At 34.2% G+C, this 11,736-nt stretch carries 11 protein-coding genes and 1 pseudogene; 6 read left to right on the top strand and 6 right to left on the bottom strand.

Annotation, left to right across the window (positions count from 1 at the left end; all coding sequences use genetic code 11):
- Nucleotides 1–35: 35 nt before the first annotated feature.
- On the top strand, nt 36–449 hold the full coding sequence (locus tag DMP16_RS04990; RefSeq protein WP_069282076.1) for a hypothetical protein: 414 nt from the start codon (nt 36–38) through the stop codon (nt 447–449).
- Here DMP16_RS04990 and DMP16_RS04985 read toward each other — a convergent pair.
- From DMP16_RS04985 to mobB, 3 genes are read right to left on the bottom strand one after another with little or no spacing between them, the layout of a single operon-like run.
- On the bottom strand, nt 436–1,140 hold the full coding sequence (locus DMP16_RS04985; protein WP_069282075.1) for a class I SAM-dependent methyltransferase: 705 nt from the start codon (nt 1,138–1,140) through the stop codon (nt 436–438). The two genes, DMP16_RS04990 and DMP16_RS04985, sit on opposite strands and share 14 nt — an antisense overlap.
- Nucleotides 1,137–1,865 carry a CBS domain-containing protein gene (locus DMP16_RS04980; RefSeq protein ID WP_069282074.1) on the bottom strand — a complete coding sequence of 243 codons (729 nt, stop codon included), beginning with the start codon at nt 1,863–1,865 and terminating at the stop codon, nt 1,137–1,139. The genes DMP16_RS04985 and DMP16_RS04980 overlap by 4 nt, the downstream gene beginning before the upstream one ends.
- On the bottom strand, nt 1,849–2,358 hold the full coding sequence (gene mobB, locus DMP16_RS04975; RefSeq protein WP_069282073.1) for a molybdopterin-guanine dinucleotide biosynthesis protein B: 510 nt from the start codon (nt 2,356–2,358) through the stop codon (nt 1,849–1,851). The genes DMP16_RS04980 and mobB overlap by 17 nt, the downstream gene beginning before the upstream one ends.
- A gap of 34 nt (nt 2,359–2,392) precedes the next feature.
- On the opposite strand from mobB, the gene DMP16_RS04970 reads away from it, so the two are divergent.
- From DMP16_RS04970 to DMP16_RS04955, 4 genes and pseudogenes are all read left to right on the top strand, one after another.
- On the top strand, nt 2,393–3,562 hold the full coding sequence (locus tag DMP16_RS04970) for a molybdopterin molybdotransferase MoeA (RefSeq protein WP_069282071.1): 1,170 nt from the start codon (nt 2,393–2,395) through the stop codon (nt 3,560–3,562).
- On the top strand, nt 3,540–4,136 hold the full coding sequence (locus DMP16_RS04965; RefSeq protein ID WP_069282069.1) for a molybdenum cofactor guanylyltransferase: 597 nt from the start codon (nt 3,540–3,542) through the stop codon (nt 4,134–4,136). Before DMP16_RS04970 ends, DMP16_RS04965 begins: the two co-directional genes overlap by 23 nt.
- A 386-nt stretch (nt 4,137–4,522) precedes the next feature.
- Nucleotides 4,523–5,191, top strand: a complete 669-nt coding sequence (locus DMP16_RS04960) for a diphthine--ammonia ligase (RefSeq protein WP_069282067.1) — start codon at nt 4,523–4,525, stop codon at nt 5,189–5,191.
- Nucleotides 5,161–6,396, top strand: a pseudogene (locus DMP16_RS04955) (amidohydrolase). The gene DMP16_RS04960 and the pseudogene DMP16_RS04955 overlap by 31 nt, the downstream one beginning before the upstream one ends.
- On the opposite strand, the gene DMP16_RS04950 reads toward DMP16_RS04955, so the two are convergent.
- On the bottom strand, nt 6,364–7,242 hold the full coding sequence (locus DMP16_RS04950) for a glycosyltransferase family 2 protein (protein WP_069282059.1): 879 nt from the start codon (nt 7,240–7,242) through the stop codon (nt 6,364–6,366). The pseudogene DMP16_RS04955 and the gene DMP16_RS04950 sit on opposite strands and share 33 nt — an antisense overlap.
- A 17-nt stretch (nt 7,243–7,259) precedes the next feature.
- Here DMP16_RS04950 and DMP16_RS04945 point away from each other — a divergent pair, with 17 nt between their 5' ends.
- Nucleotides 7,260–8,330, top strand: a complete 1,071-nt coding sequence (locus tag DMP16_RS04945; protein ID WP_069282058.1) for a glycosyltransferase family 4 protein — start codon at nt 7,260–7,262, stop codon at nt 8,328–8,330.
- Here the strand turns inward: DMP16_RS04945 and DMP16_RS04940 are convergent.
- Together DMP16_RS04940 and DMP16_RS04935 are read right to left on the bottom strand one after the other, a co-directional pair.
- Entirely contained in the window at nt 8,314–10,293 is a 1,980-nt protein-coding gene (locus DMP16_RS04940; RefSeq protein WP_069282057.1) for a glutamate synthase, read from the bottom strand. The genes DMP16_RS04945 and DMP16_RS04940 overlap by 17 nt on opposite strands.
- On the bottom strand, nt 10,290–11,736 hold a 1,447-nt coding region (locus DMP16_RS04935), incomplete at its 5' end, for a glutamate synthase-related protein (protein ID WP_143576941.1). The genes DMP16_RS04935 and DMP16_RS04940, both read right to left, overlap by 4 nt.

Here is an 11,736-nt window from a genome sequence, read left to right as displayed (position 1 = left end):
ATTCAACTTGGAGAAAAATTTGTAGGTGTAGTAGGATGGCCCACGTTAATAAGAACTTAAAGAAAAGACTAATTAGTACTCTCTTGGGAATATCATTATTAGTAACCTCAGGGTATCTAATATTCAAAACTGGAATAAATAGTGAACAATTGCAGTCTGCGTTGTTTTTCGGAATTAGTCCAATAATCTTCTACATGATAGGCATAGTATTCGGAATAGAGAGAATAATTTATGGAGTTACAGGGAGCGAGAAATTATTCAGATTGTTGGCAGGAGATGGAGAGCTGTACTTTACTGCATTGTTAGGAATGTTCTTCTTGTTCATACTGTCAGGGGTCTTAGTTTTGGTTTATACTCCAGCTGTAATAGGAATTTTAAGTAAAGTATTAGAGCTAATAAATGGGCTAAGTTTCTTAGCCTTATCAGCTACGCTTCTCATGAAGCCTTAATACACTTAATTATAACCCAAGGTCCAAACTCTTTTCTTTGAACCACTTGTAAGGAATTTGACAACAATAAATTAATATAATAATCATAATGTCTTAGATTGACTTTCCACATCTTAGAAAGAATTTTGGCCATTAATGAGTCGACATTAGCTAAAACAGCTATACCGCATTTACCCTTGGGCTTGAGAATTCTTGAAATTTCTTTAATAGCCAGATGAGGATTAGGCAACATATGTAAAACCAAGGTTGAAGAAACACCATCGGCTATATTGGATTTTATCGGTAAGTTACTTGCATCTCCTCTAACGGCAATGACATCTTTTCTCTTTTTCTTCATGTATTTTAAGAAATTTAATGAAATATCTATCCCTATGCACCTATCACATTTCAAGAGATCAAATATTTTTCCGGTGCCAGTTCCTACGTCTACTACGACGCCTCCGCTAATGAACTCAGCTATATTTCTGAGAAAATTAGAGTATGATGTACGTCCAGTTATGAACATACCCAATGGAGCCCATAGATTCTCATAAATCGGGATTATCCTTTCTAGCATTTGATCAGTTTTTATCTTGACATTACTAGGTAAAAAATCATAGATCCCGTTATCAATTAAATTAAACTTATGTCCTTTCTCGCAAATTAGATTATCATCTATTTTACTACCATCAATAGGGCAGATGAAGATCATCGAATATATCTATCAATTAGCCTTATTAAATCTCTGTTAGTGAAAATTAAAGTTTCTTTTTTATTATCTTTACTTTTAACTATCAAGCTTCCCACTTTTCTTTTCAACATCATTTCTACACTATCTCTTACATAATCTTCAGCATCTCCCACAACTAAATTAACGTTCATGATCTTTTCTACATTCGAATTCAATGACATCATACTTTCAAAGGAATACACTATATCTCTAGCGCTAACTATTCCTAAAGGCAAATCTAAAACTACTGGTAGATGTCGTATAGAATTACCAAGCATCTTTTCTGCACATGTCGAAATCTTAGTAAAAGGCTCAACTACTATAGCCTTCCTAGCTATTTCCCAATTTTTCTCCTTAATTTTTTCCCAATTGAAATTACTAATAATATCTCTTTCTGTTATTATATATTTGTTTGTATATATAACAAAATCGCTGTTTTCCGTTAACATTGCTGTTACTATATTCTTTATATCGTTTGATTTGACTGAAACTGGTTTTTTTAACTTTATTTCATTCATTTTAGCTTCCATCTTATTTTCCAATATTTGTTTCAATGCAATATCAATAGTAAAAACACCAATAATTTTAGATGAGTCTGATATTACTAATCTCCTAATATTATTTCTCTTCATAAAATAAATGACATCTATCACGTAGGCGTTAGGATTAAGAGATATTATCTCCGAGCCCTTAATCCAGAGTGACATTCCTAATTCCTAACGCTTTTAATAAGTTATAAAGTAATAATAATAAAGGTTTCTCAGAATTTACCTCCACTTTATTTTCATCCAAGTGAAGAAAACCTTTAACTCTGACACATTCTTCTAAATCACTCAAAATTCTATTTACTACCTCATCAACCTCGTCTGGGCTTTGTATAAAATACTTTTTACCAAGCTCTAAATTCGTGAAGCCCTCTATAAATATTATGTCTACTGGTAAAAGATCTATCAGAGAAGATGAAAGAACATTGGGCATAAATAGCACTGACTGCCTTTCTCCCTCTTGAAACACAATGTAATCACTTCCAGCTTCCCGGAATCTATCAGTATCCTTCCCAGCTAAATCAAGTAAATGATGAGAATGTTTAAACACAGCTATTTTATAATTAACCTTATTTTTAATTATTTTAATCGCTTTTTCTATCACTGAAGTCTTTCCAGTATCCTTCTTACCTACTACGTGAAATATGCATACCATATCATATATTAACTTAAAAAATATATAACATCTTATGACATTGATTACACTTGAAGATGCAAGAAAAATTATAGACTCTACAAGCTTTAATGTAACACCAAAAGAATGCGAAGTTAATATTTCAGATGCTATAGGTAAAATTGTAGTTAGTGAGATTAGAGCTATTAAGAGCATACCAGAAAGGTCTCTATCAGCAATGGATGGATATGCGATTAAGTTTAACGATTATCTTAAGTATGGGAAATTTAAGGTTGTAGGGAAGATCTATCCATTTGATACTACAGAAAGAAAATTGTCAGATGGAGAAGCTTACTATGTAACTACTGGAGCACCATTACCAATTAATGCTGATACTGTTATCCCTATAGAAAACTCAAAATTAGAAGATGATTATGTGGTCTTCAAAGGTGAAGTAAAAAAAGGAAAGAACGTGAGAGAAAGAGGTGAGGACGTTAATGAGAACGAAGTTATTATAACAAAAGGTGAGGAGATAAAACCTTATCATTTAGGACTTTTAATTCAGCAAGGCATATTTAGAGTAAAAGTGTCTAATCTCAATTTTTCAATTTTCGCAAACGGTAATGAAATTACAGACTTCAGAAATCCCGAGAGTCATAAAATACCAGATTCAATATCTCCTATTATAATTAAACTCTTAGAAAAATTTGGTAGTGTCAATTATCTAGGAGTTGCTAAAGATGATTTAAACGATGTCTCTCAGATGATAGAAAATGCTATAGATAAATCCGATGTATTAATCTCCATAGGAGGCTCATCAGTAGGTGAGAAGGATTTCGTAAAGAGAGCTGTAAACAAATTAGGAGAGATACTCTTTGAAGGAGTATCAGTAAATGTAATTAAAAGAGGTAGTATTGGTAAGGTAAATGGAAAGCCAATAATTATATTACCTGGACAAGTGGTCTCAGCTATAACTGCATTTCATGAATTTGGTCTCTCCGTATTATCTAAAATAATTAACGTAAATTTAAAAAAATACGTAAAAAGTTATTTAGCTGATGACATATTTGTTGAACACAAAATGGATTCAATTTATCTGTTTCGAACAGAGGGAAGTTCAGCTAAACCTCTTAAGTGGGGAGTTGGACTATACAAAGAGTTGACAAAGGCTAATTCTTTTGGCATATTAAAGAGAAATGTAATGTACAAGAAAGGGGAAGAAGTTGAGTTACAACTATTATTATGACACGATAATCTTAGCTGGAGGTTTATCTAAAAGATTTGGTATAGACAAATGTTCCTTTGAAATAAACTCTAAGACTATGCTTGATAGGGTAATTGATCAATTTCCAGACCCCATCGTGGTTTCTAGAACTAATAGAGTCATCTCTAAAGGTATAATAGTAGTAGAAGATGGAGACTATATGGGACCTATAAAGGGAATAAGAGCTGGTTTAAAATATGTTAAGGAGAGGAAAGTGTTTATCACCGGCTGTGATTTCCCTTTTATAACTGTCAATATAGCTGATTACCTATGTAGCAAAAACGGTTACGATATTGTTATGGTAGTTGACGAAAAACCTCAACCACTTTTGGCTTGTTACTCAACTGCTTTTCTAGAGCGTAACTTATCTAAAGTAAAGAAATTAACAGAATTACTTACCTTATCCCATTCCACATATTTAGCAGGTAGTCAAGAGATCATTAGAGCTGATCCATTTTTATACTCAACAATTAACGTTAATTCTATTGTGGATCTCGTTTTAAGACCTAGAAGAATAAAATCTTTATCAAGATTAATTGTAAATAATCTACTTTAATTCTATCTCTACATAGAGATTAAGGAATCAAATTAAAGACTAACATTAGCAAAATTACTTCTATACAAAGAGAAAAATAAACATTTGTTATTATTTTAAGGACTAAACAAAGAATATTTTATATACTTCCCATTTAAGGGAAGAAACTATTTATGGAATAACGTAGCTTTTTTACGATAATATTCAACTAAGATGTAGTTAGGAATGCTTATTAAGTAATTCCTTACCAAAATAAAATCAGAGAAAAAATGGCGAAGAAGAAGAAGGAAGGTCAACAGCAACAAGGTGGCGGAGAGCAACAACAGAAAAAGAAATAATTTATTTAGCTAATTACCCATGAAATATTAAAGTTAACTCTTTTTTACTCCTTTCCTACTTTTCTAATATTGAATGTGTGCGCATTGTACTCAGGAGGTAAAGATAGCACCTATGCTCTACACTGGGCAATTCTAAAAGGGTTCGAAATTTCATGTTTAATAACCTTAATACCTAAAAGAGAAGACTCTTGGATGTTTCAGTATCCTAACGTAAATTATACTAGATATCAAGCTGATGCGATGGGCTTTAAATTATTAGTATTTGAGACTACCGGTCAACGTGATATAGAATTACAAGATCTAAAAAGAGCTTTTTTGGAAGCAAAGAAGTTAGGGGCACAAGGCATAGTGAGTGGGGCATTGTTATCTGACTATCAGAGATTAAATATTAGTATAATCGCTGAAGAGGTCGGCTTAAAAACATACAACCCAATTTGGAGAAAAAATCAAGAGGAATATATGCGATGGCTAATAAAAGAAGGTTATAAATTTATTATCACGTCGGCTTCAGCTTACGGTTTTCCCTTTAACCTCTTAGGAAAAATAATTAATGAGGAAGACATAGAAAATATAATATCTGCGTCAAAAAAATATGGTTTTAATGCTGCTTTTGAGGGAGGTGAAGCTGAGACTTTCGTTGTTTTTGCTCCGTTGTTTAAAAGAGAGTTAAAAGTTGAAGGTAGGATAAAGAAGATAAGTGAGTTTGAGTGGAGATACGAAATAATACGTATACACTGAAAAAATGTAAGTACATAGTTAATTATGATAGTATAATCGAAGACAGTAATATAGTAATACAAGATGGCTAGAGAAAGGAAGTTGGAAATTATTCTGAAGGAGATGAAATCGAATGTAATCAGTATATAGTGATCCCCGGATTAGTTAACGCTCATACCCATACTCCAATGATAGTCTTACGTGGATATTATGACGATGCAGAACTAACATTATGGTTAGAAAAGATGTGGGATTTTGAAAAAGAGTTCAAACAAAGTTGGATGGATTTAGCGTCCGAGCTAGCTATAATTGAAATGCTCTCTAAAGGAACTACAGCGTTTGTTGACATGTACTTTAATCCAGAAGGTATAGAAAAACTTTCTAATATGTATGGAATAAGGGCTGCAGCAGGATATACTTTTTTAGATAATCTTTACGACCCTTATGAAATAGATAAGAAGCAGAGAATGTTAAAGAAAAAAGAAATGTTTTATCCGATAGTTAACGTTCATAGCATTTATGCAAATTCTTTGAACACGTTAAAATTAGCAAAACAGTTAGCTAAGGAAACTGATACCTGGATACACATTCACGTTTCTGAAACAAGAAAGGAGATTTATGAGGTCAAGAAGAGGTATGGAAAGTTCCCAGTAGAACTTCTTCATGATTATGAAATCGATAAATTATCGCAGATGGTTCATTTAGGGTGGGTTGCAAGCTGGGAACTAAATTACGTATATAAGGCTACACATTGTCCGACATCAAATATGAAATTAGCCACTGCTGGATTCTTCCCGTTCAAAGAAATGTTAGAAAAAAATATAAATATAACTCTCGGTACTGATAGCGCAGCTAGTAATAACTCTTTAGATATGTTTAGGGAGATGAAAAATGCAGTATTACTTCAAAGGCATTCGTATTGGGATGCAAGTATAAAAGCATACCACGCTTTTAGGTCGGCTACGTTCGAAGGATACAAGCTTTTAGGAATAAAGGGAGGTAAAATAGAAAAAGATTATATTGCTGATCTAGTATTACTAGACAAGAATTATCTCTATCCATTAAGGAAAGATAGAATACTCTCACATATCGTTTATAATGCTGTTGGAGAATACGTTAAAAAAGTAATAGTGAATGGGAAAATGGTCTATGACGAGGAAAAGGCTAAAATATTCCATACTAGAAGATTAGAGTTACTTTCTCTTATTGACCAAATTGTACCATAATCCGTAAGGAGAGGATAAAGCTAGTGCTAAGCCTGGTATTAGATTTAATAAGAATTTCCTAACACCACCATAATAACGTATACCATATCCTATCAAAGGAATGTATAGGACTGCTAAAGGTGGAAAAATTAAGCCAGATAGTAGTCCTAGAATATAATAGCTACCATAGTATGCATAGCCAGTCAAAAAAGTGAAATCTATTAGCCCGTCAAACATCAACATTATATCATATTTACTTCTCCACAAGTTCCTCCTAGCCTCCTTGATAGATGAGGAGAAATCTAGTCTAGCATGAACCTTGTTAAGATGGAGACATCTACCATCTGCCGGTTCTACTATGTACCCAGATTTTTTTAGTTTAGCATAAAGCCATACGTCTTCATCTCTCTCATATCTCTCGTCAAATTCCTTTATTACTTCTCTGTTTAACCCACTACAACCTAAATTTGGATTATGCTCATTTACTGATAAATGTTTGTCTACTTCATCCTCTGAATAAGCATAATGCATCCAAGTAAAGACAACTCCTTTCTCTAGCTTATCTATAAGTCTCTTAGAATAATCTTTAGGTATAACCACATCACTATCCAACATTATTATGTATTTATCATTAGCAAGCTTAAGCATCTTATTTCTCAACTTAGCCATATTAACTTTCTTCATTCTCTCGTCCTTGACATAAATTATTTTGTCCTTAAGGCTCTCAAAAAATTCATTTATATCTCTTCTTTCACTATTGTCATAAACTATTACTCCATCAACAGGTTGAGATATAGCTGAAAATACGGACTTTTTTACCCAATCTAGATTGTCAGAAGGACCGACAGGTATTATAATCTTAACCATTATTACCAAATACATAAATGAGAGAAATAAAAGTTGCAGTAATTGCTCATGGTTTAGGAATGAGTAAAACTTACAGTGGAGAAGGAAATGTTTACAAAACAGTTTTTGAAATGTTAAATGAGGAAAAAATCCAGTACATTGCTGTTAGTTTTTCTAAACCTTATGACTTATTTTTGCCCTCAGTCTATTCCTTACCATTCCATTTGTCTAAATTTGATAAGTATCAAAGACTACTTTCTTACTATACAGCTAAAAAGGTAAAGCCTAAGTTATACATAAATTTATCAGGAGTCCCGTTACCTTTATCAAATCTTGCCCCACACATTATATATGCTGGAGCACCTTCGATTTCTAATGTACCTAGTAAATATAATAGATCACTCATATGGAAGCTATACCTACTTCCATTTAGGACAATAGTAAATAGAATGAAAGATGAAGCCAAGAGGGCTAAAATAATAGCTAATTCTAGATATTCAGCAAAGGCTATAGCTGAGGTATATAATATACAAGAGCCAGAAGTAATCTATCCTCCCGTTGATGTCGAGTTTTATTCTAAAGCATATAACGAGAATTCAAGAGATAACGCATTTCTAACCATAGGTAGAATAGAGAGAGGGAAAATGCTAGAGAATAGTATACTACTATCAGCAAAAACTGGTATTAAGGGAATTATAGTAGGATCTCTAAATGAGAAAAGCTATATGCAGAAACTGATTAAGCTGAGAAACAAGCTAAATGCCGATATAGAAATTTATACGAATCTAGGAAGAGAAGAGCTACTCAAGATTATGGAAAAGGTGAAGATATACTTTCACCCGACTATGGGAGAACACTTTGGCATACCGGTGATAGAGGCCATGTCCTCTGGCCTTATTCCCATTGTACCTAAGGAGAGTGGAGCATATGAAATAGTACCTGAATTTTCATATTCTGACATAGATGAGGCTTCCAAAATTTTAAAGGATCTAATAGAGGACAAGAGAGATATTGAAATTAGACGAGAGATGAAAAAGAGATCTCTAGGGTTCGATAAAGTCACGTTTAAGAATAAGTTTATGTCAAAAATTCTCACTTTAATTTCCTAGCTGTTATTATAGTGAACTTCTCTTTTAATAACTCAAGAAATGAATGGTCATTCATTTCATTTGAGTAATCCTCAATTATTGGTAATAGGTCTTTGAATTCTTCCTCCGACAATTCTCTATATTCGTAATGAGGCATTCCAATTTTCTCTTCGAACAACTTCTTGGCATACTCCTTAGCATTACCCTCCAACTTATCTATTAAATCAATGTACTCCTCCCTACTGAGAGAGTTATACTGATCTTCCGTTATAAGATTTTTTAGTAGCAGAGCCTTTAAAAACTTATTAATTTCTTGCTTTGGTGGCTGAAGTCCGATCTTTTCTGGGGAAACCCTGCCCCTTATATAGATTTTCCCTCCTACCATGCCGCTTCCTACAAAATTTCCTACGGGTTCCCTTCTCATATTCTTGCCAAAGACGACTATAGCTCCTCCCGCCATGTATTCTCCTAAGTAATCATCGACCATTCCACCGATTATTAGATATGGTTTTTTATCTTTATATTCCCTCATCTGAATACCTACTCTATTTCCTGCATTACCTCTAACGTAAATTCTACCATTTTGAAAAGCTTGACCTAAAACGTCTCTCGCATCACCATATATTACCACCTTTCCGCCATGCATCGTATCACAACAATCATCTGCTACATTACCATATACGTAAAAGTTGTTTCCCTCATTAAGATTAGCTAAACAATTGCCTACAACACCATAAAGATTAATTCTAAGTCCTTGTATGACCTTAGCAGGTAAATTTATCCCAATATACCTATGCCCCATAACATTTGCAACTGTTATCTCTTTCTTCCCAGATATTGCTAATTTCAAAATTTCGTAATTTAGATCCTTGTACCCTATATCGTACGCGTTTATGTCATAGTTTTCTGGGACCATAACGGGTGGAGGAGAAAATGATCCTAATTCTTCCTCGTTTCTACCATAAGAAATAACTCCTTTGTTAATCGACGCTATAAAGTATGATCCAGGCTTAAGAGTCCATACCTTAGCTTTAGGACTTATTTCCCTTATCTCATTCTCCTCGCTTGCTACATAATAATAATAATCGTCCTCTCCCACTATAGCGGGTCTGAACTTAGCCCTATCAGCTATCGCAATTAAGTATAAATCATCACCAGAATCATAACCTATAATTGCGGTAAACGGACCATCTAGCCTGGAATTCCTATACAAGTAATCTACGTGATTTGGCAACCCGTTAAATCTTCTTGAAGGATTTATAATAATATTCACAACTTCTTCGATAGTTAACCCTTCTGATAATAATTCTTCAAATAAAAACGCTATCACTTCACTATCCGTTCCAACGAAACTACTCAACCCTCTTGATCTTAGATACTCCACGTTAGCTCCAAAAGAACTTACGTCACCATTATGCACTATTGCTATATTAAATGTAGAGAATGGATGCGACCAGAAAGGAAAATAGCCTGGTGAATTAGTGGGCTGTCTAGTATGAGCTAACCATAAATCACCCTCCAAATTTTCCACATTATACTTCTTAGCCACTTCGATAGGATATCCAACACCCTTAAACACTTGAAGAGAACTACCTATACTATATATTCTTCCCTTCCTATCTTGGTTCCATAAAATTTCATTAACGTTTCTTATAGCCTTCTTTATCTCGTTAATATCTCCTAAAGTAATAACGTTACAGTCGCAGAGGTTTGACCTAACATAATCATACTTAATATCCTTTACGTAAATTCCGTAATCCGAAAGAATCTCTTTTAATTCATTAGGATTACCTTTATAGAACGTCTTTATAACGTAATAGTTCCTATCATGAAGATTAAAAACAGCAAATCCAGCTCCTTTATCACTTCCCCTATATCTTACTCTATCTATCCCTCTTACTACAGCTTCACCCCCAATCTTAGGGGCATTCCTCTTTCTTAAAACACCTAGAACACCACAACCAGAAGGGGTATATTCCATTATAACTCACCTGCAGACTTAATCCTTAACTCGTTCCTTATTATCGAGTTAAGATTTATTGAACGAAGTAGCTCTCTATTACCCGTCAATGTAGACTGAACGCTATATACCCCTGCTGCACCAGCAAGTAAGGCTATTTCTTTTTTCATCCCGCTTATTAAGCTGAACGCCTTTTCCTCAAGATTGCTCTTATTACCCTCTCCTATAGCTTTTTCTAAAACAAAATAGGGCATTATGACTGAGTCAGCTCCTAACAGAACCATTTTAAAAGCATCAGCAGAATGTCTAAGCCTACTTGATTTAGCTAATATATCGTAATTATTTCTAATTCCAGCTTCCCTTAATTTTGTATCAAGATCACTAACTACTATCTCTAGATCATCACTCCCTAGATCCTCATCAATTATAAATCCGGGAACACCAATTCCTATCACATCATCTATAACATTTTTGTCACTGGGAATCAACAAATAAGAGTCATCTTCAGGTTCTCCTTTATTCCACTTAGCTATTCCCTTACCATCATTGCTTATGAAAACTTCAGAATACTTATCGATTGTAACATAGTCAAAAACTGCAGAGGATAAGGCTAGAGCACTCCAAGCAAACGCATCTTTATATTCACTTGATGCTTCTGTAATATCAAAGATTATTGGTAGTGAGAGATATAGCTCTCCTCCTTTAAGATAAAAGGATGTATCTATATCCTCTCTGTACGGATCAATGGAAGGTCGAGTAACTTGAGCTCCATCAGATCTTAACCAATCTACTATCCTCGCAGGTCTCTCAACATCTGGAGGAGCAGTGCTGCCCATACTAGTTATTACTGGATTTGCCTTAGTCATTAACTCGTGCATATAAGAGATTATTCTCTTATTCCATAACTCGCCCATTTTGGGGTTAAGGTCTTCTTCAGTACCTTCAATACCTAATATTTGTAAAGTATCATTAGTTAAACCATAACCATATAGGAGATCTCTTCTTCCCCTAAGATCCTTGATAGATTCTAACCCTAAATTATCAAGAATATTAGCCAATTCTAATGAAAATCCATTGATAAAGTTAATAAGGGTTTTAACGCCAAATTCAATATTGAAAATCCTTGTTCCATCAATCTTTGAAGTTAAACCAGTTGGACATGACCCAATGTGACATTTGTGAACCATAACGCAACCCATTGCTACTAAGGCCGCTGTTCCTACACTCACCAGATCAGCTCCTAGTGCTATCAATTTAGCAGCATCAGTAGCTGACGAAACCCTACCCGCTGCTATAATTGTAAACTTCTCTCTGAGTCCTTCACGTCTTAAAATAGTGTCTGCTGATGACACAGCAAGCTCGATGGGTATTCCTACGTTATCCCTTATTACCACCGGAGTAGCTCCTGTTCCAGCTCCGTGCCCATCTATTATTACTCCATCAGCCCCCATTCTAGCAATACCAGAG

It is taken from the genome of Sulfolobus sp. B1, assembly GCF_007050195.1.
Taxonomy (GTDB): domain Archaea; phylum Thermoproteota; class Thermoprotei_A; order Sulfolobales; family Sulfolobaceae; genus Saccharolobus.
This window is presented reverse-complemented; position numbering and strand designations above follow the sequence as displayed.